23 protein-coding genes are annotated in these 23,393 nt (G+C 73.0%); 7 read left to right on the forward strand and 16 right to left on the reverse strand.

All coding sequences use genetic code 11. The annotated features are described in order from the left end of the window. Positions 1 to 66: 66 nt before the first annotated feature. The 7 genes from ACWDBE_RS10930 to ACWDBE_RS10960 all read right to left on the reverse strand — a co-directional run bounded on the left by ACWDBE_RS10930 (position 67) and on the right by ACWDBE_RS10960 (position 4,983). On the reverse strand, positions 67 to 714 hold the full coding sequence (locus ACWDBE_RS10930) for a hypothetical protein (RefSeq protein WP_449793163.1): 648 nt from the start codon (positions 712 to 714) through the stop codon (positions 67 to 69). A gap of 62 nt (positions 715 to 776) precedes the next feature. Continuing rightward, a complete protein-coding gene (locus ACWDBE_RS10935) occupies positions 777 to 1,214 on the reverse strand; it encodes a hypothetical protein (protein ID WP_449793162.1) in 438 nt (145 codons plus the stop codon). 19 nt (positions 1,215 to 1,233) lie between these two features. Then, positions 1,234 to 2,142 (reverse strand): helix-turn-helix transcriptional regulator, encoded by a 909-nt coding sequence (locus tag ACWDBE_RS10940; protein ID WP_449793161.1) that lies wholly within the window; start codon positions 2,140 to 2,142, stop codon positions 1,234 to 1,236. Between the two features lie 267 nt (positions 2,143 to 2,409). Then, positions 2,410 to 2,808, reverse strand: coding sequence for a hypothetical protein (locus ACWDBE_RS10945; RefSeq protein ID WP_449807753.1), 399 nt, complete (start codon positions 2,806 to 2,808; stop codon positions 2,410 to 2,412). Between the two features lie 185 nt (positions 2,809 to 2,993). Further along, complete coding sequence (locus ACWDBE_RS10950) at positions 2,994 to 3,554, reverse strand: GNAT family N-acetyltransferase (protein ID WP_449793159.1); 561 nt, start codon at positions 3,552 to 3,554, stop codon at positions 2,994 to 2,996. A 91-nt stretch (positions 3,555 to 3,645) separates the two neighbouring features. Next, positions 3,646 to 4,284: a DUF6461 domain-containing protein gene (locus ACWDBE_RS10955; protein WP_449793158.1), complete on the reverse strand. Its 639-nt coding sequence runs from the start codon at positions 4,282 to 4,284 to the stop codon at positions 3,646 to 3,648. Positions 4,285 to 4,362: 78 nt separating this feature from the next. Then, the gene (locus ACWDBE_RS10960; protein ID WP_392913332.1) at positions 4,363 to 4,983 is read right to left on the reverse strand and encodes a helix-turn-helix domain-containing protein; all 621 of its coding nucleotides are present in this window, start codon (positions 4,981 to 4,983) and stop codon (positions 4,363 to 4,365) included. A gap of 111 nt (positions 4,984 to 5,094) precedes the next feature. Here ACWDBE_RS10960 and ACWDBE_RS10965 point away from each other — a divergent pair, with 111 nt between their 5' ends. Then, positions 5,095 to 6,531 carry an aminopeptidase P family protein gene (locus ACWDBE_RS10965; protein WP_449807754.1) on the forward strand — a complete coding sequence of 479 codons (1,437 nt, stop codon included), beginning with the start codon at positions 5,095 to 5,097 and terminating at the stop codon, positions 6,529 to 6,531. Between the two features lie 94 nt (positions 6,532 to 6,625). Here the strand turns inward: ACWDBE_RS10965 and ACWDBE_RS10970 are convergent, their stop codons facing one another. From ACWDBE_RS10970 to paaK, 3 genes are all read right to left on the reverse strand, one after another. Further along, positions 6,626 to 7,063, reverse strand: coding sequence for a GNAT family N-acetyltransferase (locus ACWDBE_RS10970; RefSeq protein WP_449807755.1), 438 nt, complete (start codon positions 7,061 to 7,063; stop codon positions 6,626 to 6,628). 161 nt (positions 7,064 to 7,224) lie between these two features. Continuing rightward, complete coding sequence (locus ACWDBE_RS10975) at positions 7,225 to 7,896, reverse strand: class I SAM-dependent methyltransferase (RefSeq protein ID WP_449793155.1); 672 nt, start codon at positions 7,894 to 7,896, stop codon at positions 7,225 to 7,227. 149 nt (positions 7,897 to 8,045) lie between these two features. Beyond that, positions 8,046 to 9,395 (reverse strand): phenylacetate--CoA ligase PaaK, encoded by a 1,350-nt coding sequence (gene paaK / locus ACWDBE_RS10980; protein WP_449793154.1) that lies wholly within the window; start codon positions 9,393 to 9,395, stop codon positions 8,046 to 8,048. Between the two features lie 358 nt (positions 9,396 to 9,753). On the opposite strand from paaK, the gene ACWDBE_RS10985 reads away from it, so the two are divergent. The 3 genes from ACWDBE_RS10985 (at position 9,754) to ACWDBE_RS10995 (ending at position 13,199) form a co-directional block, all read left to right on the forward strand. Next, positions 9,754 to 11,298: a hypothetical protein gene (locus ACWDBE_RS10985; protein WP_449807756.1), complete on the forward strand. Its 1,545-nt coding sequence runs from the start codon at positions 9,754 to 9,756 to the stop codon at positions 11,296 to 11,298. A 40-nt stretch (positions 11,299 to 11,338) separates the two neighbouring features. Beyond that, positions 11,339 to 11,788: a hypothetical protein gene (locus tag ACWDBE_RS10990; RefSeq protein ID WP_449807757.1), complete on the forward strand. Its 450-nt coding sequence runs from the start codon at positions 11,339 to 11,341 to the stop codon at positions 11,786 to 11,788. A 247-nt stretch (positions 11,789 to 12,035) separates the two neighbouring features. Next, positions 12,036 to 13,199 carry an ROK family transcriptional regulator gene (locus ACWDBE_RS10995; protein ID WP_449793151.1) on the forward strand — a complete coding sequence of 388 codons (1,164 nt, stop codon included), beginning with the start codon at positions 12,036 to 12,038 and terminating at the stop codon, positions 13,197 to 13,199. A 227-nt stretch (positions 13,200 to 13,426) separates the two neighbouring features. Here the strand turns inward: ACWDBE_RS10995 and ACWDBE_RS11000 are convergent, their stop codons facing one another. Continuing rightward, positions 13,427 to 14,200, reverse strand: a complete 774-nt coding sequence (locus ACWDBE_RS11000) for a GntR family transcriptional regulator (RefSeq protein WP_449793150.1) — start codon at positions 14,198 to 14,200, stop codon at positions 13,427 to 13,429. Positions 14,201 to 14,556: 356 nt separating this feature from the next. Between ACWDBE_RS11000 and ACWDBE_RS11005 the strand changes: the two genes are divergently transcribed. Further along, the gene (locus tag ACWDBE_RS11005) at positions 14,557 to 15,357 is read left to right on the forward strand and encodes an exodeoxyribonuclease III (protein ID WP_449807758.1); all 801 of its coding nucleotides are present in this window, start codon (positions 14,557 to 14,559) and stop codon (positions 15,355 to 15,357) included. Between the two features lie 300 nt (positions 15,358 to 15,657). Further along, positions 15,658 to 16,056, forward strand: a complete 399-nt coding sequence (locus ACWDBE_RS11010) for a hypothetical protein (RefSeq protein WP_449807759.1) — start codon at positions 15,658 to 15,660, stop codon at positions 16,054 to 16,056. A 153-nt stretch (positions 16,057 to 16,209) separates the two neighbouring features. Here ACWDBE_RS11010 and ACWDBE_RS11015 read toward each other — a convergent pair whose 3' ends face one another. From ACWDBE_RS11015 to ACWDBE_RS11035, 5 genes are all read right to left on the reverse strand, one after another. Beyond that, positions 16,210 to 16,812 carry a hypothetical protein gene (locus ACWDBE_RS11015; protein ID WP_449791521.1) on the reverse strand — a complete coding sequence of 201 codons (603 nt, stop codon included), beginning with the start codon at positions 16,810 to 16,812 and terminating at the stop codon, positions 16,210 to 16,212. Between the two features lie 531 nt (positions 16,813 to 17,343). Further along, positions 17,344 to 17,478 carry a hypothetical protein gene (locus ACWDBE_RS11020; RefSeq protein ID WP_449807760.1) on the reverse strand — a complete coding sequence of 45 codons (135 nt, stop codon included), beginning with the start codon at positions 17,476 to 17,478 and terminating at the stop codon, positions 17,344 to 17,346. Between the two features lie 311 nt (positions 17,479 to 17,789). After that, positions 17,790 to 18,053, reverse strand: a complete 264-nt coding sequence (locus ACWDBE_RS11025; RefSeq protein ID WP_449807761.1) for an acyl carrier protein — start codon at positions 18,051 to 18,053, stop codon at positions 17,790 to 17,792. A gap of 17 nt (positions 18,054 to 18,070) precedes the next feature. Beyond that, positions 18,071 to 19,297 (reverse strand): ketosynthase chain-length factor, encoded by a 1,227-nt coding sequence (locus ACWDBE_RS11030; RefSeq protein ID WP_449807841.1) that lies wholly within the window; start codon positions 19,295 to 19,297, stop codon positions 18,071 to 18,073. 26 nt (positions 19,298 to 19,323) lie between these two features. Then, a complete protein-coding gene (locus ACWDBE_RS11035; RefSeq protein ID WP_449807762.1) occupies positions 19,324 to 20,616 on the reverse strand; it encodes a beta-ketoacyl-[acyl-carrier-protein] synthase family protein in 1,293 nt (430 codons plus the stop codon). Between the two features lie 751 nt (positions 20,617 to 21,367). Between ACWDBE_RS11035 and ACWDBE_RS11040 the strand changes: the two genes are divergently transcribed. Then, the gene (locus ACWDBE_RS11040; RefSeq protein WP_449807763.1) at positions 21,368 to 23,320 is read left to right on the forward strand and encodes a BTAD domain-containing putative transcriptional regulator; all 1,953 of its coding nucleotides are present in this window, start codon (positions 21,368 to 21,370) and stop codon (positions 23,318 to 23,320) included. The last annotated feature ends 73 nt before the right edge of the window (positions 23,321 to 23,393 follow it).

A 23,393-nucleotide genomic window follows, 5' to 3' on the forward strand; every position in this document is an offset into this window, starting at 1 on the left:
GGCCCGGACACACGGGTGCGCGGGAAGTCGGACCGGCCGACTTCCCGCGCGCTTCCGCTCCGCTCGTTACGCGGTCCCGCAGAACGGCAGCGAGGCGGTGGGCTCGGCGATGTCGTCGTCCCACACATACCCGGCGCTGTTGGCCCACTGGACGCCGTTGCGGCCGGGACGCTCGATGACCAGGTCCAGGCGCTTGCCGTTGTTGTCGAGGACTTGGCAGATGCCGGCCACGTCGTCGCCGGCCCAGGCGGTGCCGACGGCCGGGGTGCTCAGACCCGGCCCCGAGTAGATCGCGGTGTTGCGGACCGGGGTGAGCCGCCGGCCGTAGTTCGAGCAGCTCGGGAAGCCGCCGGTGGCTTCCGCGATGTCGTCGTCCCAGAGGTAGCCGGCGGTGTTGGCCCACTGGACGCCGTTGCGGCCCGGGCGTTCGATGCCCAGGATCAGGCGCTTGCCGTTGTTGTCGGTGACCTGGCAGATGCCGGCCACGTTGTCACCCGCCCAGGCCGTGCCGATCCGCGGGGTGCTCAGCCCCGGGCCGAAGTAGATCCCGGTGTCGCGCACCGGGGTGACCTGCGAACCGATGCCCAGGATGCCGACCGGCCCCTGCTGCACCGCCGAGGCGGGCACCGCCCCGGCGGTGGCGCCGGCCAGAGCGGCGGCCGCCGCGAGGCAGACCGCTCCGAATGCGGTCGCCGCCTTACTCGTCCTTGTCACGTTCTTGCTCCTCCGCTCGTCCGAGGCTGCGCCACGACCATGGCGCGCCGTGTCACGTGGTGTCAGCAGTGCGGCAGGATCACGGTGTCGTGGGCGTAGCCGTACGCGTCCAGGTAGGTGTCGCTGACCCAGACGTTGCGGTGTCCGGTGTCGTCGTCGGTCAGCAGCCAGATGTTGCTGGTCCGGCCCGTTTCGCCGGCGTAGTACGTCTGTCCGGTGGTCCAGCAGTAGAAGTAGTTCACCCCGGCGTTCAGGGTGCCCGCGTGGCTGGAGTCCGCGGCGTCCGGTGTCCAGTGCGTCCACTGCGTGAGGATCGTGGTCAGGTTCTGCTTCGCGAACGCGGGGGCGGGTGCCGACGAGGACGCGGTGGTGGAGCTCTTCGCCGCGGGGCCGGCCGGCGCCGCCGCGCCGACCCCCGCCGTCGCGGTGAGCAGGAGCGCGACGGCGCCCGCCGTGGTGGCCACCCGCTTCACCGCGGAGGCGATCAGACTGCGTGACACAGGGATTCTCCCGTTCGCTTCATGGTGAGGGCGTCCGGCCGGTGGGGCCGGCGCCAGGACAATCCTCGGGAGGACGGCGGCCGCGGCGTTGGACATCCTTGCCCGGTCCCGCGATGGGCGTGGTGCGCGACAGCACGGACCGCACGACGCTGGGGAGTTCGCCGGCGTACTGCCGGAACACGCGTGTCAGGTGGGCCTGGTCGGCGAAGCCGTACTGCGCGGCCAGCTCCCGCAGCGGCCGGCCGCCGACGATCTCCTCCGCCACCGCGCGCACCCTCAGCTGGTTGCGATAGCTGGTGAGGGTACGGCCGGTGACCGACCGGAAGACCCTGCTGAGGTGGAACGGCGAGCAGCCGGCCGCGCGACTGACCTCCTCCAGTCCCAGGGTCGGCGGCCCGTCGATCAGTGCGGCGCAGGCCTGGTGGGCGATCCTGCGGTGGGCCAGGGCGGTGGCGGCCCGCCGTCCGCCACCGGTGGACGGGCGGCCGCCGGTCAGCCTGGCCATCAGGCCGTGGGCGCGCTCCGCCACCTCGAACGGGTCCGCCCCCGCGCGACAGGCGGCGACCAGGCTCCGGTGGGCCAGGTCGAGGCCGGGATCCACCGGCAGGCTGCGCGGCCCGGACCCGCCCGGGCACTCCCCGTGGACGTCCTGGTGGAACTCCAGCACCGTGCTCAGCTCGGGAGCGTCCGTCAGATGGGCGACGGCCGCGTCGTCCCCGCGGCGCAGCAGGAAGCCCGTCGTGGGGTCGACGAAGTCCTCGCGGCCGCCGGTGCGGAGCACGAAGCCGCCCGAGCGGATCAGCGAGAGGACGAGCACCGCGTCGTCGGGCGCCCCGGTCACCACCGGTCTGAACGACCGGTGGTCCTCGAAGCAGGCGAGTTCGGTGATCCGCAGGCCCGACTGACAGGCCAGGCGGGACCGTCTCACCGGTTCCTCGGCCAGGCCTTGCCGCCCCTGGTGCACCGCCCCGTGGTCTCGCACCATCCCCGCGTCCCCTGCGTCCGAACGTGTCGATCGGATCCGCAGTCTGGCGGCGGCGGGGCGTGCGGCGCCCGGCGCAGCGGGGCTATTGGCGTAGACCAATCTCAGAATGACGCAAACATGTCATCTTTCCGTCTCCGGGGTGAGCCGCCCGCAGGTCGGTCCTCGGCGAGCCCCAGCAGCCTTCGGCGCCCCTCGGCGAACCAGCGAACCTCAGCGACCCTGCGCGACCTGGAAGCGGCCGGAGCGCCAGTGCAGGCGCGCCGGGCCGCCGGTGGGCCAGTCGTGGTCCAGGTGGCGGCGGCCGCGGCCGAGCCCGCCCAGCTCACACGGTCGCAGGGTGCCCGCCGTCAAGCCGGTGGCCTCACCGTCGGTCACCGGCATGATCGTCACGTACTGGGCGTCGTCGCCGCCCATCCAGTCGACGACCTCGGTGTAGATCCAGACGAACCGCTGCGAACACTCCCGGCAACGCCGGAGGTTGACGGCGAAGCGCGAGCCGTCCACCACCGCCGTCTCGTGCTCGAACCCCTCGCGCTGCCGGCCCCACACCGCCCGCTCGTCCTCGCCGTAGCACTTCGCGCAGCCGAACTCCGCCAGCGGCCTTCCCATCGGTCGACTCCCTGTTCCGCGACGTCCCGTTGTCGCGGCCCATGATGCCCGCAGGGCCCCGTCGACCGGCCGGACGGCCAGCCGCCCGAGGAACAATTCACGGCCCGTTCCCGCTCCGTTCGCGCCCCAAGCGGGAGACGTGCCCGCCGGGTTGACGACGCGTCCGGGAAACGGCCCCGGGGGTGTCAGGACTCCGATGCCGGGCGGGGCGGCGGGCCCGCCCGCAGGAGCAGACCCGTACCGCCGTCGAACTCGATGCCCTGGAACGAGGCACCGGTCCTGACGTGGTCGAATCCGAGTTCCCGGTGCAGGTCGAGCGAGGCGGGGTTCCTGGCGGAGACGAAGCACCAGACGGCCGAGTCCCGCTGGTGGACCCAGTCCATCCGCCACCGGGTCAGCAGCCTCCCGATGCCGCGGCGGCGCCAGGCGGGATCCACCGTGACGCCGGTCAGGTAGTAGCCGGCCGGGGCCCGGTCCACGGGGTGCTCCGGCAGGAACGCCGCGTTGGCGTACCCGACAGCCTCGCCGGCCACCTTCGCGGTGACCACCAGGCTGCGTCCGGCGCGGCGCGCCCGATCGATGCGCTCCGCCCATGCGTCCGCCGAACCGCCGCGGGCCCGGGCCTGCAGCCCGGCCAGCACGGGCACGTCCGTCCCGGTCGCCTCCGCCACCACCGCGGACACCGGGGCAGGCCGCGCGGCCGGATGCGGCAGGTAGGCGGCGAACCGCGAATCCGTCCCCGCCATGCCGCCTCCCCCGCTCCCCGCTGCGTCTCCGGCCCGCCACGCTACGGCCGCTCGTGCCCTTTCCGGCACCCGGCCGGCGGCGCGCCTAGGATCAGTCGGTCTCCAGCAGCACCGCCGGAAGTGCGGCCTCCCGCACCAGGGCGCGCGGCAGGGTGAGCGCGAAGTGGCGGCCGAGCACCTCCAGGCAGGTGCGGTGGAGGTCACCGCTCTCGCGCTCGGGGTCCGGCAGCCCGGCGGCGGCCAGCTCCGCCGTCAGGGCGGCGGCCGTGGCCGGCTCTCCCCGGACGTCACCGGGGCCCCAGCTCGGGTCCAGGTGGAGGTTGAAGTAGCAGTGCTCCCGCCCGTCCCGGTAGCTGCTGAAGAACGGAGGCACCGGCTTGCCGTTCTCCTCCTCGAACTCCAGGTGGAAGACCTCGGCGCCGCCGCGTGACACCGACGGCGGGATCGTCAGCTCGCCCTGCCAGTAGCCGTACGCCACCGCGAAGGCGAGGTCGCCGCTGCGCCCGTGGTGCAGCGCGATGTCCTCGACGCCCCCGGCGAACTCGAGCTCGTACTCCTCGACCAGGTCCTCCGCGGTGAGTTCGTCGAGCGGTCGTGCGGTGCGCCCCGGAAGCTCCTCGGCGATCCGGGCCACCAGCTCCTCCGGCGTCAGGCCGCGGGCCAGCACGACGCTGTAGCCGCCGTAGGCGATCGACTCGGGTTCCGCCAGCCAGGTGAGTGCGTCCGTCATGGTGATCATCCTGCCCCACGGGTCGGACACGTTCGGTATTCCGAACGATCCGGCGGTGCGCCGAACCGCCGGGACCGCTCAGTGCCAGAGCCCCCAGGAGGCGGCCGGCCGGGCCGGTTCGGCGAGGTGGCCGTGCTGCTCGGCCCGGTACTGCAGCACCAGCACCGAGCGGACCCGCTCGCCGTCCAGCGCGGTGTAGGCGTGCGGGAGCGCGGCGTCGAAGCCGATGTAGTCGCCGGGGCCGAGCTCGATCTCCCGGCCGTCGACCCGCACGCCCAGCCGGCCGGCCTGGACGACGGTGTGCTCGGTGCCGGTGTGGCCGCCGGACTCCTGCGCGGCGCCGGCCCGCACCACCTGGTCGTACAGCTCGAACACCGCGTCCCCGGACTCGATCCGGCGCAGCGGGCGCAGGTCGACGCCCCGCCCGCTGAGCACCTCGGTCTCGGCCGCCCGCACCACCGTGACCTCGCCGCCCGGCCGGGCCTCGACCAGGTCGGAGATCGGCACGCCGAGCACCCGGGAGAGCCCGAGCACCGTCTCCAGCGTCGGGTTCCCGGCCCCGGACTCCAGCTGGGAGAGCGTCGCCTTGCCGACCCCGGCCTGCCGGGACAGCTCGGACAGGGACAGGCCACGCTGGGCCCGTACCCGCTTCAGATTGGCGGCGAGGACGCCCCGGACGGATTCCTCGGCGTCGTTCACTCTCGACCTCTTCTCACCAGGCACTGTTCGATATACCGTACGGGACGCACACCGACGGACGGGGCAGCGTAGCGAAACGCCTCACTTCCCACACCTCACCAGGAGACCGCAGTGACCGAGCCCGCCGAGACCATCAAGTACCGGAAGAACGGCCTGACCCGCGGCGTCACGGACGAACTCGCCGAGAGCATGACGCAGGGCTGGGCCGACACCGAGCGCACCGCCCTGGAGCCCGTCCCGCAGGCCGCGCACACCGCCCGCCGCCGCGCGGAGCTGTCCGCCGCCTTCCCCGGCGAGCTGCTGGTGGTCCCCTCCGGCAACCCGAAGGTCCGGGCCAACGACACCGACTACCCGTTCCGCCCCTCCTCCGACTACGCCTACCTGACCGGCGACCAGTCCGAGGACGGCGTCCTGGTGCTCACCCCCACCGGCGAGAACGGCCACGAGGCCGCGCTCTACCTGCGCGACCGCTCCCGCATCGACAACGGCGAGTTCTGGCTGGACAACCACGGCGAGCTGTGGGACGGCCGCCGCAACAGCCTGACCGAGAGCGAGCAGCTGTTCGGCCTGCCCTGCCGGGACGTGCGCACCGTCGGCGCCGACCTGCGCGCAGCCACCGGCCCGGTGCGGGTGCTGCGCCGCCACGACGCGGGCGTGGAGGCAGCCCTCGCGGACCGGGCGGACGCCCAGCGGGACGAGGAGTTCGAGGTCTTCCTGTCCGGACTGCGCCTGGTCAAGGACGAGTTCGAGATCGAGGAGCTGCGCTTCGCCTGCGCCGCCACCGCCCGCGGCTTCGAGGACGTGGTGCGCGTCCTCGGCACCGACACGGAGACCGCCGAGCGGCTGATCGAGGGGACCTTCTTCGTCCGCGCCCGGATCGAGGGCAACGACGTGGGCTACAGCACCATCGCCGCGGCCGGCCCGCACGCGACCACCCTGCACTGGGTGCGCAACAACGGCCACGCCCGCCCCGGGGACCTGCTGCTGCTCGACGCGGGCGTGGAGACCAACCACCTCTACACCGCCGACGTCACCCGCACCCTCCCGGTCAGCGGCCGGTTCACCGACCTCCAGCGCAAGGTCTACGACGCCGTGTACGCGGCCCAGGAGGCCGGCATCGCGGCCGTGCGGCCGGGCGGGCAGTTCCGCGACTTCCACCACGCCGCCCAGCGCGAACTCGCCGAACACCTCACCTCCTGGGGCCTGTTCGGCGACCTGAGCGCCGACAAGGTGTACGAGCTGGGCCTGCACCGCCGCTTCACCCTGGCCGGCACCGGCCACATGCTGGGCATCGACGTCCACGACTGCGCCCACTCCCGCACCGAGGAGCACGTCGACGGCCCGCTCAAGCCGGGCATGGTGCTCACCGTCGAGCCGGGCATCTACTTCCAGGAGAACGACCTGACGGTGCCGGAGGAGTACCGGGGCATCGGGGTGCGGATCGAGGACGACATCCTGGTCACCGAGGACGGCAACGAGAACCTCTCCGCCGGCCTCCCCCGCCGCTCCGACGAGGTCGAGGCCTGGCTGGCCCGCCTGCGCGGCTGACGGACGGCCTGCCGAGCGCGTCCGCTCCCGTCCTGACGGGGACGGGAGCGGACGCGCTCGGCAGGCGGACTCCTCAGGCGGACTTGGCAGGCGGTCAGGCCGGCAGCGGCTTGACCCAGCGGCTCCACTGCGGCTCGGGCGCGTAACCGGCCGCCTGCCAGGTGCGGTGGCCGAGGGCGTTGTCGTCCAGCACCATGGCGTCGGCACGCCGCCCGCCGAGCGCGGCGAAGCGCTCCTCGGCGGCCGCCAGCAGCGCGGCGCCGATGCCCCGGCGGCGGTGCTCCGGGTCGACGGCGAGGCGGTAGAGGTGGCAGCGCCAGCCGTCCCAGCCGGCGATCACCGTGCCGAGGACGGTCGCCGGGTCGCCGGCCGGGGTGGCGACGATCAGGCAGTCCGGATCCCGGGCGAGCAGCGCGGCCACCCCCGCCTCGTCGTCCGTGATGCTGGCGCCCCTGGCGGCCCGGGCCCAGAGGGCGAGCAGGGCGGGGATCTCGTCGGGGCCGGCGGTACGCAGGGCGATCTGGTCGGTCATGCGCGCCTGTCTAGCAGCCGGCCCCGCCGCGCCGCCGGGAATTTCGCGGGCCGGACGGCCGTCGAGCGGCGTTGGGACGACCGGCCCGCGGTGTTCGGTCGGCCCGCGGTGTTCGGCCGCCCCGCGGCGCTCGGACGATCGCTCCTCGGCATGAGCGGCCGTCAGCCGAGGCGCCACACCGTGGTGGTCTTGACCGCGGTGTCCTCCAGGTCCGCGACCACCGGCACCTGGTACGCCGCCACCGCGGTGAACCGTTCCCGCGGCAGGTAGGCCCGGCCCGGGTCGCCGACGATCACGGTCGCGCCGCGCGCCGCGGCCCGCTCCAGGAAGGGCAGGAAGCGGGCGGCCATAGCCCGTTCGTAGAAGACGTCGCCCGCGAGCACCACCTCGGCGGGCCCGCCGTCGCCGTCCACCAGGTCCACCAGGGCGCCGTCCACGCGCACCCCGTTGGCCTCGGCGTTCAGCCCGATCGCGGCCACCGCGTAGGCGTCGATCTCGGCGGCCCGCACCTCCGTGGCCCCGCGCAGCGCGGCGGCCACCCCGACCAGCCCGGAGCCGGCCGCGACGTCCAACACCGTACGGCCGGCGACCAGTTCGGGGTGGTCAAGGACGTAGCGGGTCACCGCCACACCGCCCGCCCAGGCGAAGGCCCAGAACGGCGGCGGCAGTCCGGCTTCCCCGCGTGCCCGCTCGGTGGTCTCCCAGAGGGCGATGGCGTCCTCGGCCATGTGCAGGCGGATCTCGGGCACGAACGGGACGGGCTTCAGCTCGGTCTCCCGCCGGATGAAGGCGAGGTCCTCGGCGGGCTGAAGAGTGCGCAGCTCACTCGGCATGCCCCGCAGCATAGAGCCCGCGCGGGGATCGCTCTGCCACGCTGCCACGCTTCCGCCCGTCACCCCGCCATCCCGTCATCCCGTCATCCCCATCGTCCGTCATCCCGGTCGTCCCGTCACCGCCGCCATCCCGTCAGCCGCACACCGGATCAACCCCGTTCGTCCACCACCCGCTTGATCTTCCCGACCGAGCGCTCCAGCGTGTACGGGTCCACCACCTCGACCGCGACGGTGATCCCGACCCCGTCCTTCACCGCGCGGGCGATACCGGCCCGCGCCGACTCCCGCCGCTCGGTGGAGGCCTCCGGCCGGGCCTCCACCCGGACGGTCATGCTGTCCATCCGCCCCTGCCGCCCGAGCCGCAGCTGGAAGTGCGGGGCGACACCCGGGGTGCGCAGCAGGATCTCCTCGATCTGGGTCGGGAAGACGTTCACCCCGCGCAGGATGATCATGTCGTCGCTGCGCCCGGTGACCTTCTCCATCCGCCGGAAGGCCGGCCGGGCGGTGCCGGGCAGCAGCCGGCTGAGGTCGCGGGTGCGGTAGCGGATGATCGGCAGGGCCTCCTTGGTGAGCGAGGTGAAGACCAGTTCACCGCCCTCCCCCTCGGGCAGCACCGCGTCGGCCCCCGGCTGATCGGCCAGCGGGTCGACGATCTCCGGGTAGAAGTGGTCCTCCCAGATGTGCAGCCCGTCCTTGGTCTCCACGCACTCCTGGGCGATGCCGGGGCCGACGACCTCGGAGAGGCCGTAGATGTCCACGGCGTGCAGGTCGAGCCGTTCCTCGATCTCGCGCCGCATCTCCTCCGTCCAGGGTTCGGCCCCGAAGATGCCGATCCGCAGCGAGGTGCTGCGCGGGTCGATGCCCTGCTTCTCGAACTCGTCCAGCAGGGTCAGCAGATAGGACGGGGTGACCATGATGATCTCAGGCTCGAAGTCCAGGATCAGCCGCACCTGGCGGGCCGTCATGCCGCCGGAGGCCGGGATGACGGTGCAGCCGGCCCGCTCGGCGCCGTAGTGGGCGCCCAGGCCACCGGTGAACAGCCCGTATCCGTAGGCGACGTGCACCTTGTGGCCGGGTCGGCCGCCGGCCGCGCGGATCGAGCGGGCGACCACGTCGGCCCACACGGAGAGGTCGTTGTCGGTGTAGCCGACCACGGTCGGCTGGCCGGTGGTGCCGCTGGAGGCGTGGATCCGGCGGACCTGCTCCATCGGGACGGCGAACATGCCGAAGGGGTAGCCCTCACGCAGGTCGGCCTTGGTGGTGAAGGGGAAGCGGGCGAGGTCGTCCAGGGTGCGGCAGTCCTCGGGGCGGACCCCGGCGGCGTCGAACTTGCGGCGGTAGAGCTCGACATTGTCGTACGCGTGCCGCAGGGTGGCCCGTAGCCGGGTGAGCTGGTGGGCGCGCAGTTCGTCCGGCGTCATCCGCTCGCCGGCGTCCAGGAGCTCGGGCGGGATCGGCTCCCCGAGGGGTCGGCGCGGGACGGGTGCGGTGCCGGTCATCGTCGCTCCTTCGCTGCTGCTCTGCCTGCGTCCTGTCGGGCTACGGCCGCGTCCCACCGGGCGCCGCCTGTGTCCTGCCGGGATCGGTCCGTGTTCCGTCCAAGCCACCCCAGGCTGCCTACCGATCGTTCGGTCAGGCCCGTTCGGGTCCATTGATCCAGTACCCGAACCACCTGTCAAGGGATCGCACAGAGCTTCCGGAATGTGCGGTTCCGACCACTTCGCGGTGACTTCAGCTCGTCAGCTTGGCTGTCCGATATGAAAATCATTACAGAAGCTTGACTTGCTACCGGCCTCCCGCGCCCCGCCCCCGTGGTTCAGTAGTGCGGTTTCTGCCCCGCACCCCGGAGTGATCACCGTGCCCACGACTCCCGCCCTGGTCAGCGCGCTGCGCGAACTCGGCGACCGACCCGCCGTCGTCGCCGACGGGCGCGCGATCAGCGGCATCGGCCTGCTGCTCGGCGTCTCCCCGCCGGGCGGCCTGCCCCGCGCCCTCGCCCGGCGCGTCGCCGAGCACGCGGCGCTGGCGCCCTCCGCCGCCCGGGCCGCCGAGCAGCGGCTGCGCTACTGGGCCGGCGTCCTCGGCGCGCCCCCGATCCGGCACACCGTGCTGCACCCCGTCACCGACCTCGCCGTCGAACTCGCCCTGGCCACCCTGCTGGCCGGCGGCACCGTCCACTGCGGCGACCCCGAGCAGCAGCCCGAACAGCAGCTCGAAGCCGTCGCCGCCGCCCGGGCCACCCACCTCAGCCTGCCCTCCGCCCTGCTCTGGCCGCTCAGCCGCCAGCCCGGCCTCGCCGCCCACGACCTCGGCGCGCTGCGCCTGGTCCTGCACGTGGGCCCCGAACCCCGCCAGGAGGACGTGTACGCCGCCGTCGACGCGCTCGGCGCCGTCCTCGCCCACGTCCGCGCCCCGGACAGCAACGCCGAGGCCGCCGACCGCCGGCTGCGCGCCGACGCCGAGAACGCCTCCGCCGCCGCCTGGAAGTACGGCATCGGCATCACCGCCGCCCAGGTCCGCGACTTCGGCGCCCAACTCGACCGGGCCGTGCTCGCCTCGCTGCTGCACACCCTCCAGCAGAGCGGCGCGCTGACCGACCCCGCGCGCGGCTACCCCGAGGCCGAGGTCCTGGCCGCGGCCATGGTCACCCCCGCCCAGCGCCCCCTGGTCACCCGCTGGCTGGACGCGCTCGCCCGGCACGGACTGCTCACCCGTCAGGACGGCGGAGCCCAGGGCCCGGTCTTCCGCGGCGGACCCGGACCGGCCGCCGCCGAGGTCCGGGAGACCTGGCGCCCGGCCGTCGAGACCTGGGCGGACGGGCTCGGCCCGGCCGCCGCCCTGGACCGGGTCCGCCGCGGCGCCCTGCGGCTGCCCCGGCTGATCACCGGCGCGGAGGCCCCCCGGCCGGCCGCCTCCCCGGTCCGCTGGGCCGCCGCCCGGGGCTTCCTCGGCGCCGCGCTCGGCGCGCTGGTGCGCGGCGCCGCCGACGCCCACCAGGGGCCCGGGCCGCTGCGCGTCCTCGAACTCGACGCCGAGGGCGGCGAACCCGCCGTCGCCCGTGCCCTCGCCGCCCGGCCCCGACCGAACACCGAGCACCACACCGCCCCCGACGGCGGCCGCTACGACGTCGTCATCGCGAGCGTGACCGGGCAGTCGGAGCGGGAGGTCCCCGAGCTGGTCCGACTGCTCTCCCCCGGCGGTCGGCTGCTGCTGCTCGCGCCCACCGCCGAACAGCTCGACCTGCTGATCACCGGCGACCCCCACGGCCTCACCGCCCGCCCGGCCGAGCACTGGCGGGCCGCGCTCACCACCGCGGGCTGCCCGACGGTGCTGACCCTGCCGGAGGAGGGGCACCCGATGGCGCTGCTGGGGCGGCGACTGTTCGCGGCGCGGGTGGACTGACGGGAGACGCCGAGGGCGGGGCTGGCTACGCTCAAGGGTCATGACCGCTTCCACGCGTCCGGCCCGACCCGCCCGCGGGTCCCTCGCCTCCCTCGGCTCCCTCGGATCGCTACTGTCGATCGACTCCATCGGGTCCATCGGGTCCGTCCTGTCCATCGGGTCCATCGGGTCCATCCTCTCCGTCGGCTCGATCGGGTCCGTCCTCTCCATCGGCTCCATCGGATCGATCGGGTCCCTCGGCTCCATCGGGTCGATCGGGTCCCTCGGCTCGATCGGGTCCCTCGGCTCCATCGGGTCGATCGGGTCTCTCGGCTCGATCGGGTCCATCCTGTCCGTCGGCTCCATCGGCTCGATCAGGTCGGCCTGTTCCACCCTCAGTGCCCTGTCGGCCGGCTCCCGGCTCGGCCTCGGCTCGCTGCTGTCGGAACGTTCCCGCCGGTCGGCGGGGCCCCGGCGACTCGCCTACCCGCCCACCGTGGCCGGGCGGTGAAGTCCGGATCACGCACCGCCACCCGATCCGTACCATTTCGATACCGAAGCCGGGATGAGCTGCGAAGATCCTCGCCGCCCCGGCCGGTCCCCGGGTAGGCTCCGCTTGTCCTCCGGCCCTCGCGCAGGCGGCCCCCTGCCGCCCTGCCGCGTTCTCCGGGGGGCGCAACCCCGCGGGCCATTCGGTGGGCACCGCGCACTCGACACCGCGCGCCAGGGCAGTCGCGCGAACGGCGAAGGGCATCGCATTGGCGGATCGGCTCACCGGAGGAGACTCCTCGCTGCTGCGGCGGATCAACGCGGCGGTCACGCTCCGGGCGCTGCGCAACGGCCACTCCGTGACCCTCACTCAGCTCGTCGGCGAGACCGGACTCTCCCGCCCGACGGTCGAGGGCGTGATCGAGGGCCTGGTCGAGACCGGGCTGGTCGCCGAGGTCGACCAGCCCAGGGACGACGGCCAACCGGGCACCGGCCGCCGCGGTCGCCCGGCCCGCTGGTTCCGCTTCCGCGCCGAGGCCGGACACATCCTCGGCATCGAGATCGGCGTGCACGACATCCGGGTCATCCTGGCCGACCTCACCGGCGAGGTGGTGGGCAGTCACTTCAAGCCCGTGGACGAGAGCCTCGACGCCGAGGACCGGCTCGCCGCCGTCCGCACCGCCGTCGCCGAGGTGCTGCGCAAGGCCGGCATCTCCCGGGACAACCTCTGGTCGGTCGGCATCGGCACCCCCGGCATCGTGGACCGCGAGGGCACCGTCCGGCTGGGCACCGCGATGCCCGGCTGGACCGGGCTCGACCTCGGAGCCCGGCTGCGGCGCTCCTTCCGCTGCCCGGTCCTGATCGAGAACGACGCCAACCTGGCCGCCATCGCCGAGCACTGGCAGGGTTCGGCGGTCGGCGCCGACGACGTCGTGTTCGTGATGGCCGGCCTCAGCCCGGGCGCCGGCTCCCTCATCGGCGGCAAGCTGCACCGCGGTTTCGGCGGCGCGGCCGGCGAGATCGGCGCCCTGCACCTGCTCGGGCAGGACGTCACCCCCGAGCGCCTGCTCTCCACCACCGGAAAGCCACTCAACCCGCTGGACGAGGCCGCCGTGGCCCGGGTGCTGCGGCTGGCCCGGGAGGGCGACGAGGTCGCCAAGGTCGCCATGGACCGCTTCCTGACCCGCCTCGTGCAGGGCGTCGCCGCGCTCGTCCTGGCCATCGACCCGCAGCTGGTGGTGATCGGCGGCTGGGCGGCCGGCCTCGACGGCGTCCTGGACCCGCTGCGCGAACGCCTCGCCCAGCTGACCCTGCGCGCCCCGGAGGTCGCCCTGGCGGCCCTCGGCTCGGAGGTGGTGGCGATGGGCGCACTGCGCGTCGCCCTCGACCACGTCGAGGAGCAGCTCTTCGCGGTCGACCCGCCCCGGGCCTGACGCCCCGGCGGGGCGGCTCGTCACGCCGGTGGGGCGGCTGCCTCGTGGGCGGAGCGGCTCCTTGGTGGGCGGAGCGGCTCGTCAAAGGCTCACGGCCCCGCCCTTCCCCCTCCCCACTGCCGGATCTTCCGATGCCATGCGAGCCACACGGGCCATGCGGGCCAACAGCAAAGGCCCGGACGCCAGTTGGCGTCCGGGCCCCTACCTGAGGGTGTTCGGAAAATGGTTCAGGAGGCGGTACGGACCTCGGCCGTCGCGCCGACCGGGGTGACCTCGACGAGTCCGGCCTCGCCGAAGGTCAGCTTGCAGGTGTCCGCCCGGTAGGTGGAGACGGCCAGCGCCACCAGCCGGCCGGCCGAGGCGTACTGGGTGGTCATCACCAGCACCGGCGCGCCGGGCGGGCGCTCCAGCAGCGCGGCCTGCTCGGCCTCGGCGACGCCCAGCTCCACCGAGCGGGACTCGCCGTCCACCTCCAGGCGCTCCAGCTGGCGCAGCACCGAACGGGCGCGGTCGCTCTCGGCGCGGAAGCCCGGCAGGTGCGGCAGGGCGGCGGCCGGAACGTGCAGTGCCTCGGTGGCCACCGCGCGACCCTCGACCAGGCGGACCCGGCGCACGGTGTGCACGGTGGCACCCTCGGCGATGCCGAGGGCCTTCGCCAGCTGGGCGGGGGCGGGGGCGGTGGTGCAGTCGATCGTGCGCCAGGACTGGCTGCGCGCGGCGCCGGGCCAGCCCTCGTCCTGCCGGCTGACCGGGACGCCGACCCGCGGGGCGGCGATCAGGGTGCCGATCCCCCGGCGGCGCACCAGGCGGCCCTCCAGCTCCAGCTGGTCGAGCGCCTGCCGCAGCGTGGCCCGGGCGACGCCGAAACGGGCCGAGAGCTCGCGCTCGTTGGGCAGGACCTGACCGGTGGAGAACTCCGAGTCGATGGCCCGCAGCAGCACCGTGCGCAGGTGCCAGTACTTCGGCTCCGGCACCGCAGAAAGCTGTCCTGTCGTCCCCACCGTGTCCTCCACCCTGATGCTGTCCGCCCTGCGGCAAGGAGGCCGGATCCCGGGCCCACTGTCCGCTGTCGCGGCAGGTGGGAGAGCGGGCCTTTATCCGTCCTTCTTTATTAAAGGTCCTTGCAGTAAGTGACCCTAGGCGTTCCGTCCGGAGATGGTCAAGACCAATGGCGCGGCTTGATGGGGCGGCCGCACATCTTCATGCCGCGTTCACGACAGCTCCTGGCAGCCGCTGTCACCATCCACGTCGGCACCCGGATCCGGGGCCGCGTCCGGGGCCGCGTCCGCGCCCGCCGGGGCCGTCGGCCCGCGCGTCACGATTCGGGTCGGCAACCACCAGTCGGTAGGCTGCCCGGGTGATCGTGGTGACGAGTGTGAACGTGAACGGAATCCGGGCAGCGGCCAAGAAGGGCTTCGTCGAGTGGCTGGCCGGCACCGAGGCGGATGTGGTGTGCCTCCAGGAGGTGCGCTCGGAACCCGCGCAGCTGCCCGTGGAGTTGCGCGACCTGGACGGCTGGCACGCGGTCTGGGCCCCCGCCGCCGCCAAGGGCAGGGCCGGCGTCGCCATCCTCTCCCGGCAGGAGCCGCAGCGCACGGTGATCGGGTTCGGCTCCGAGGAGTTCGACAACTCGGGCCGATACGTCGAGATCGACCTGCCGGGCCTGACCGTCGCCAGCCTCTACCTCCCCTCCGGCGAGGTCGGCACCGAGCGCCAGGACGAGAAGGAACGCTTCATGGCGGAGTTCCTCGTCCACCTCACCGCCCTGCGCACCCGCGCCGCCGCCGACGGCCGCGAGGTCGTCGTCTGCGGCGACTGGAACATCGCCCACCGCCCCGAGGACCTCAAGAACTGGAAGTCCAACCAGAAGTCCGCCGGCTTCCTCCCCGAAGAGCGCGCCTGGCTCTCCCGCGTCTACGACGAGGCCGGCTACGTCGACGTCGTCCGCGCCCTCCACCCCGACCGCACCGGCCCCTACTCCTGGTGGTCCTACCGCGGCCGCGCCTTCGACAACGACTCCGGCTGGCGCATCGACCTGATCGTGTCCACCAAGAATCTCGCCGACAAGGCCGTCGAGGCCTACGTCGAGCGGGCGGCCACCCACGCCGACCGCTGGTCCGACCACGCGCCCGTCACCGCCGTGTTCGATCTCGACTAACCGGCCGACAGCCGGCGATAGTTCAGCAGCACCGAGAGGCCGCCAGAGGCCGCTAAAACCCGGCCGTGCCAGAATTCCCTCTCATCTGCAGGCCGACGCGACACCGGCCTCACGCTCCAGCGGACTTCCCCGCTGGAGCGTTTTACAAAGTGAGTCGATCGCCGGCTCCGGTGGCATTGTCGACACTCCAGCGCCCTGGGGCCGGAGGCGGCCATCTTCGATTCCGACGGCACCCTGGTCGACACCAGCACCGTCAACACCGACGCCGTCCGCGCCAGCTTCGCCGACCTCAGCCTCACCGTGCCCGAGCCGTGGCTGCGCGAGGCTCCGCTACAGGAACGCGAATTCGCGACCACACTCCAGACCACCATGCTGCCTCGCCGCATCCCCGAGATCAGCAGCGGCGAGGTGGCCGGGCGTCTTGTTGACACCCTCCAGGCCGCCGGCCGCGCCGATCGCCGTGACGTCGACCTGGGTGACGCCGCTCGGGGCGGCGAACGTCTGCTCGGCGCCCGTGAAGGCGAACGTACAGGTGGTGGTGGGCCCGAGACCGTGCAGGTGCCCTGCGCGGGGGCGGTCCCGGACAGCGCCACCGGGGCGATGCCAACGACACAGAGCATGGTGGCCGCAACGGCCGACGCGGATCCGCGGCGACCGGCCGAACCGGCACGGCCCCCGCTCGTACCCGGGCCCGGCTGACCGGCGGCAGCCGCCCTTCACGCTCCAGGCTGGCGACCCTTATCGCCCGCCCGGTCGGCGGCACCGAGCGGGCGGACGGCAGGGGTCGCCAGTTGCCGATGGCCGTCACCCCCGCTGGGTGACGGCCACCGAACAGGGCTCACACCGTGGTCACTAGCACGACCACGGCGTGGTGACGTGGCCCGTCACGGTGTCCACCGCCACCGTCCTGCCCTCGCTGGGAATGCAGAAGTAGTAGGTGGGATGCGGGTTCTGCACGACGGGCTCATTGAGGTACAGGGGCTTGAACGCGCCGGTGTGCCCGGCCTTGACGGCCAGATCGTGGGCCTGGACTTCCGTCATGGTGAACGGGGAGATGGCCTGGATCCCGATCGGGACGCTCCACGGCTGCGTGCTCTGGTACTGACCGGTGGTCGAGTACTTGTACTCGAAGGACGGCTCCGAGCCCTTGGCCCGGAAGCGGATCCACCAGGCCTGGACGTCATTGGGGTTGGTCGTGGGTGTCAGCAGGACGGCGTACGCGTCGTAGAACTGCGAGCCGGGGTGTTCCTGCTGCGCCTTCACCTTGGCCTCCCGCACGATCTGTGTGAGCGGGAGGTGGGGTGCCGCGCTGGCGGTGGACGGGGCGATCGGCAGCAGCGACAGGGCCGTGGCGGTCGCGGCGAGCCCGGTCCGTGCCCGAAGGCGGCGGCGTGATGTCCGGCACCCGTTCAGTGCGGGTGTCGCGGGCGTGCGGGCGGTGCGCGTGCTGTTCATGTCCTTCATCTCCTTCGACCCGGACCCTGCGTGGTCACGGTGGAAGTCGACTGCCGGGTTCGGTGTGAGCGGTGGCCCACGGGCGAGAGGTCCTCGGCCGGGCTCCGCGGGGATGCAGCCTCCCGGGGTCCAACGGTAGGAAGGTCTCCGGGCGCCGTCTCCTGGCCGTCATCCTCGCTGAGCCGAACAGGCGAACCTCTCACCCGGAGCGATGCCCGTCCGGGGCTTCGCCGCGCGGTCCCGGCCGGTGGGCCCGAACCTGTGCCGCTCCTTGATCATCGCTGACTGTTACAAGGTGGTGACACGATCTTCTCGAAGTAGGCGTCCCAGCCGACGGGCCGACGAGCCTGTAGATCGTCGATCGTCCTTCAGGCTGCGTTCCATCCACTCCAGGGCGATGTAGTACCGCTCCAGCACCGGGTCCCAGCCCGACTCCGGCATCCGCACGATATGAGGGTGCTCGACAGCTTCGAGTGCGACGGTCTCCGGTTCCAGGAAGACCTTGGTGATTTCGTCGTCGCGCCGCTTGAGTCACTTGATCGCCGCGAACTGCCTGCCACTGTCGCTATTTGCCGTGTCGACGGCCTTGCGCACCTTCGACAGACCGCCGCTGCGCGCGCTGTCTCCCACCAGCAGGAAGCGATCGTTGATCACATGCGGTCCCACACATGCTCCTCGTCCAGCACCGGCGTCAACTACCGGTCCGGCCATCCTGCCAGCCCAGGACTCCTCGGTTGGATGATTCGGCAGATCCGGGCTTGATCGTGGCCAACTCCTCGATGACTACAGTGCCCGACGCTCGACCAACTTATCGCTCATCTTCGGCTTGTTGGGGAGAGTTGGCCGAGGACGTGGTCGACGGCATCGGAGGCAGCCAATCCGGTGGCCCGGAGGGTGGTCACTCGGGAGTGTCAGGGTGGGGTGGTGCCGCCGCCGATGACCGTCGGGGGTGCGGCCGTCGGGTGTGGCGAGGGCCGTCAGGCGGAGGGAGACCGAGCCAGGAGGCGGTTGACGAGCGTGGTGAGCTCGGCGGGGGTCCTGACGGCGGCGAACTCATCCTCCTCGATGTCTATGCCGAACTCGCGCTTCAGCCTGCTGAGCGCCTCCAGCAGGGCCAGCGAGTCGTAGCCCAGGACGGCGAAGTCGAGCTCCTCGGGCTGGTCGGTGGGCTCCAGGGGGTCACCCTCGCCGGCGCACTCGCGCAGGATCGCCAGGAGCCGGTCGGTGGTCAGCTGGGTCATGGTGGTCTCTTCTCCGGTCACGGTTGGGTGGGATCGGACGGGGGCCCGCCGGGTCCGGCCACGACCAGGGCCGAGTTGAACCCGCCGTGCCCGCGGGCGAGGATCAGCGCCGTACTCAGCGGGCCCCGGCGCGGGCTCGTCACCAGGTCGAGGGTGTGCTCGGGCAGCGGCCGGGCGACGTTGACGGTCGGGGGGATGACGCCGTCGCGCAGGGCCAGCAGGGCCGTGGCCACGTCGAGCGCGGGGCCACCCGAACTCAGCCGTCCGGTCATGGTCTTGGGGGCGGTGACCGGTACGCCGTACGGGCCGAAGAGGCTGCGCAGGGCTTCGGCCTCGACCGCGTCCTCCGCCCGGGTGCCGGCCGCGTCGGCGAAGACCACGCTGATGTCGCCGGGCCGCAGCCCGGCGTCGTCGAGGGCCGCTCGGGCGGCGCGCAGCAGGTTCGCGGGTCGGCCGGAGTCCGGCGGCGGGTCGAAGGTGGCCGCGTAGCCGGTGATCCGGCCGTACCAGCGGCCGTCGTCCAGGGCTCCCCGCGCGCGGGCCGCGTCCTCGCGCTCCAGGACGAGCAACGCGCCGCCCTCGCCCGGCACGTAGCCGTCGGCCTCGGGATCGAAGGGGCGGTAGGCCCGGGTGGGGTCGGTCCGCCGGCTCATCCGGGCGGTGCTGAGCTGGGCCACCCAGCCCCAGGGGCAGGGGGATCCGTCCACCGCGCCGGCGAGGACCATCCGCTGGCCGCGGCGCAGGTCGCGGCGGGCCTGGCCCAGGGCGTCGAGGCCGCCGGCCTGTTCGGTGACCAGCGCGCCGGCGGGGCCGCGCAGCCCGTGCCGGATGGAGATCTGTCCGGTGTTGACGGCGTAGAACCAGGCGAAGGACTGGTAGGCGCTGACGTATTCGGGGCCGCGCCCCCACAGGTTCTCCAGCTCCCGGTGGCCGAACTCGAAGCCGCCCGCGGAGGCGGCGGTGACGACTCCGACCCCGTACTCGGGCAGGGCGGCCGGATCGACCCCGGCGTCGGCGAGCGCCCAGTCGGAGGCGACCAGCGCCATCCTCGTCATGTGGTCGGTCTGCGGCAGGAGCCGGCTGGGCAGGTGCTCCTCCGGGACGAACCGGGGGACCTCACCGGCGAGCCGGCTGGGGTAGCGGTCGGCGTCGAAGCGGGTGACGGGGCCGATCGCCGAGGCGCCGTCCAGGGTGTTCGTCCAGTGCTCGTCTCGGCCCAGGCCCGTCGGGGCCAGCACGCCCATCCCGGTGACGACCGGGTCGGCCCCGCTCACGCGGCGGCCCGTCCCCGGCTGCCGGGCTCGGTCAGCACCATGGCGCTCTGGAAGCCGCCGAAGCCGCTGCCGACCGTGAGGACGTCGGACACGGCCACCGAACGGGCCTCCAGCGGCACGTAGTCGAGGTCGCACTCCGGGTCGGGCTCGCGCAGGTTGGCGGTGGGCGGCACGACGTCGTGCCGGATGGCGAGGGCGCAGGCGGCGATCTCCAGGGAGCCGATGGCGCCCAGCGAGTGGCCGATCATGGACTTGATGCTGCTGACCGGGGTGCGGCGGGCGTGTTCGCCGAGGCTGAGCTTGAAGGCCGCGGTCTCGTGCCGGTCGTTCTGGCGGGTGCCCGAGCCGTGGGCGTTGACGTAGTCGATCTCCGACGGGTCGGTCCGGGCCTCCGCCAGTGCCGCCCGGATCGCCTCCGCCATCTCCCGTCCGTCGGGGCGCAGTCCGGTCATGTGGAAGGCGTTGCAGCGGGCCGCGTACCCGGCGATCTCGGCGTAGACCTCGGCGCCCCGGCGGCGGGCGTGCTCCCTCTCCTCCAGAACGAAGACCGCGGCGCCCTCGCCGAGGACGAAGCCGCGCCGGGTGCGGTCGAAGGGCCGGGACGCCTCGGCTGGCCGGTCGTTGTAGGGGCTGGTCGCCTTGATGGCGTCGAAACAGGCCACGGTGATGGGCGAGATGGGGGCCTCGGTGGCGCCGGCCACCATCACGTCGGCGGTGCCGTCCACGATGAGATCGGCGGCCCGGCCGACCGCGTCCAGGCCGGAGGTGCAGCCGGTCGACACCAGGGAGACGGGGCCCTCCGCCGCGATGCGGTCGTGCGCGACCTCCGTGGCGATCGAACTGGGGACGAAGTAGTCGAACAGATGTGGCACCGCGTAGGTGTGGTCGACCAGCCACCGGCTCCCGCTGTCGCTGACGACGGCGTATTCGTTCTCCAGACTGGTGGTGCAGCCGACAGCGCTGCCGATGACGACGCCGACCCGGGAACGGTCCAGGGCGTCCGGGTCGATGCCGCTGTCCTGGATTCCTTCGCGGGCGGCGACGACGGCGAATTGCGCGGCCCGGTCCATCCGCCGGATCTGCCGGGGCGTGAGCCCTTCCGCCGCCGGGTCGAAATCGCATTCCGCCGCCATTCGGGACCGGAACGGCAAGGGGTCGAACGCGGTGATGGTGCGGGTGGCGGTCCGACCGGACGTCAGCAACTCCCAGAACGGCTTCACGCCGATCGCACCAGGTGCCACGATCCCGATTCCGGTGATTACCGCGCGGCGATTCTCCGGCGCTCTCATTTCGACCCCCCCTTTACCTTCGGCCGTTCATCCGTGTTCTCTGCTCCGGTCCCGACGCTGCGGATCTCCGGGCCGGCGTCAGCGGTAATGTCCACGGAGGGATCGTGCGCGGAGCGGCTCGCATTCGGCTCAATGGCCCGTGGAGGGTCGTCACGAGGCCCGGCGGCGGCTCCGGAAGCGGGCCCGACGTCCGATCCGGTCGTCCGGTGGGACGCTCCCCCGTTCGAATCCCGCTGGAGGATCACTCGAACAGACGGGCGCACGGGGCCCGTTGGCCGGAGACTACACCTGCGCGGCGGTGCGGCCCGGGGCCGGGAAGGCGCTGCCCACGCCGGTCGTGGCGGGTGGCGGACGCGGCGGTGGTGGCGGGAAGGGATCGCTCGGCGTTCAAACTGTCGACCCCGGTCGAAGGACGGAACCCACGAGCTGGCGAGCACCGGGCGGCGACCGCGACCGCGCCCACCGGGATCGAATATCCGCCACTTCCCGATCGGTCGGACTTTACGGGAACTTTTCTTTTGGCAAGCAATGTCAAACCAGACAAACAGGACATCTCACCCTTTTGGCAGGGACTTCGCTCGCCGCCTCCGGGCCCCCCGCCCGTCATTGACCAGATGTATTCAAGGACTTACGGTGAAGTCGCGACGATCACCTGATGACGAGATGCGTGCTCGATCTCATCCGGAGCGCCCCCAATGCTCCGCTACGAGCACGACAAGATGTCAGGACCCACCTGAACGGGAGGAACATCTTGGAGTTCCGGCTTTTGGGCCCCGTCGAGATCCTGTGGCGGGGGCGCAACATCATGCCGACCGCGCCCAAGCCGCGTCAGGTCATATCCCTGCTGATACTGCGGCACGACACCGTGGTGCAGGCGCCCGAACTGATCGACGAGCTATGGCCCGAACTCCCGCCCCCGAGCGCGGTCACCACCCTTCAGACGTACATCTACAAGTTCCGCAAGCTCCTGCTGAAGCAGGGCCTGGGGAACCTCCTGCAGACCCAGCCGGGCGGCTACATCCTCAGCATCCCGGAGGACAGCATCGACGTCAGCCTCTTCGAGCGGGAGGCCGAGCGGGGCCAGGAGCTCCTCCTGCGGAACGACTCCGTGGCGGCGCTGGAGAACTTCGAGCGGGCCCTGGCCCTGTGGCGGGGCCCCGCCCTCGCCGACGTCGAGACCGGCGGACGGCTCTTCTCCTACGTGACCCGGCTGGAGGAGCTGCGCTTCCGCATCCTCGAACTGCGGATCGAGGCCGACCTGGAGACCGGCCGGCACCGCGAACTCATCAGCGAGCTCAAGGCGCTGGTCCTGGCCCACCCGCTGCACGAACACCTGCACGGGCTGCTGATGCTGGCCCTGCACCGGTCCGGCCGCCGGCACGAGGCGCTGGAGGTGTACCGGATCCTGCGCCAGAAGATGATCGACGAGCTGGGGCTCGAACCGGGCAGCGACCTCGCCCGGCTCCAGTACACCCTGCTCTCCGACTCGCCCGCCGAACCCCCGGATCCGCGCGGCCCGCAGCCCGCACCGGTGGCGCCCGCCCTCGCCCCGGCCGGCGAGCGCACGCCCGCGCACGCCCCCTCCCCCACCCTCCTGCCGCCCGCCGCGGTCTTCCCGGCGCCGCCCCTCGCGCCGTCCGAGTCCATCGGGATACCCGCCCAACTGCCTGCCGGACTGGCCGGGTTCGTCGGCCGACAGGCCGTCCTCAAGGAGTTGGACGCGGCGCTGCGCGAGCCGGACGGCCCCGAGGCTCACGGCACCGCGGCCCGCATCGGCGTGATCAGCGGACCGCCCGCGATCGGCAAGAGCGCGGTGGCCGTGCACCTCGCCCACACGCTCCGCACCCGCTTCACCGACGGACAGCTGTACGCGGACCTGCGCGGCTCCTCCGCCGAGCCGCGCGACCCCGCCGACGTGCTGCGCGGCTTCCTGCGGGCCCTCGAAGTCCCGACCTCACGCATCCCGGAGAGCCTGGAGGAGTGCGGGGCGCTGTTCCGCTCCCGCACCTCCGGGCGGCGCATCCTGGTGCTGCTGGACGACGTCGAGTCCTCGGCCCGGATCCGGCACCTGCTGCCCGCCGACCCGCGCTGCGCGCTGCTGGTCACCAGCCGCCGCCGGATGGCCGCCCTGGTGGAGGCCGAACACGTCGAACTGCACGCGCCGCCCCTGGAGGAGGCCCTGGAGATCCTGGCGGCCCTGGCCGGCCGCCAGCGCGTCGAGCGGCAGCCGGAGGCCGCGCTGCGGATCGTCGAGCTGCTGGGCCGTCACCCGCTCGCCCTGCGCTGCGTGGGCGGGCGGCTCGCGGCGGGTCCGGGCCTCTCGCTCGCGGTGCTCGCCGACCGGCTCGGGGCGACGCCCCGGATCCTGGACGTGGCCCGGCTCGGCGAGCTGGACGTGCGCTCCCGGTTCGAGGCGAGCTACCACGGGCTGACCAGCGCGGAGCAGGAGGTCTTCCGGCTGCTCAGCGAGGTGGACGAGACGCCGTTCACCGCGAGCCGGGCCGCCGAGCTGCTGTGCCGCCCGGTCCAGGACCTGGAGACCATCCTGGAAGAGCTGGCGGACCACCACCTGCTGGCCACCGACCGGTGCGGGGACGGGATCGGCCGCTACGTCTTCGACCGGCTGGCCCGCGCCTACGCGCAGGAGCGGCAGGAGGACGCGCTGGTCGCCCGGCCGCTGGTCCAGCAGGCGGCGGTGCACTGAGGCGCGTCCGACACGGCCCACCGGGCCCGCGACGGCGGTCAGCGGCTGTCGAGGCATCCTCCACAGCCAGCCG

Source organism: Kitasatospora sp. NPDC001132 (assembly GCF_053598415.1).

Bases quoted from the DNA above. Each gene is read 5' to 3' on its own strand.
- ACWDBE_RS10945 (WP_449807753.1), bottom strand. From the start codon at position 2,808: ATGGGAAGGCCGCTGGCGGAGTTCGGCTGCGCGAAGTGCTACGGCGAG.
- ACWDBE_RS10950 (WP_449793159.1), bottom strand. From the start codon at position 3,554: ATGGCGGGGACGGATTCGCGGTTCGCCGCCTACCTGCCGCATCCGGCC.
- ACWDBE_RS10955 (WP_449793158.1), bottom strand. From the start codon at position 4,284: ATGACGGACGCACTCACCTGGCTGGCGGAACCCGAGTCGATCGCCTAC.
- ACWDBE_RS10970 (WP_449807755.1), bottom strand. From the start codon at position 7,063: ATGACCGACCAGATCGCCCTGCGTACCGCCGGCCCCGACGAGATCCCC.
- ACWDBE_RS10975 (WP_449793155.1), bottom strand. From the start codon at position 7,896: ATGCCGAGTGAGCTGCGCACTCTTCAGCCCGCCGAGGACCTCGCCTTC.
- paaK (WP_449793154.1), bottom strand. From the start codon at position 9,395: ATGACCGGCACCGCACCCGTCCCGCGCCGACCCCTCGGGGAGCCGATC.
- ACWDBE_RS10990 (WP_449807757.1), top strand. From the start codon at position 11,339: ATGACCGCTTCCACGCGTCCGGCCCGACCCGCCCGCGGGTCCCTCGCC.
- ACWDBE_RS11015 (WP_449791521.1), bottom strand. From the start codon at position 16,812: ATGAACAGCACGCGCACCGCCCGCACGCCCGCGACACCCGCACTGAAC.
- ACWDBE_RS11025 (WP_449807761.1), bottom strand. From the start codon at position 18,053: ATGACCCAGCTGACCACCGACCGGCTCCTGGCGATCCTGCGCGAGTGC.
- ACWDBE_RS11030 (WP_449807841.1), bottom strand. From the start codon at position 19,297: ATGGGCGTGCTGGCCCCGACGGGCCTGGGCCGAGACGAGCACTGGACG.
- ACWDBE_RS11035 (WP_449807762.1), bottom strand. From the start codon at position 20,616: ATGAGAGCGCCGGAGAATCGCCGCGCGGTAATCACCGGAATCGGGATC.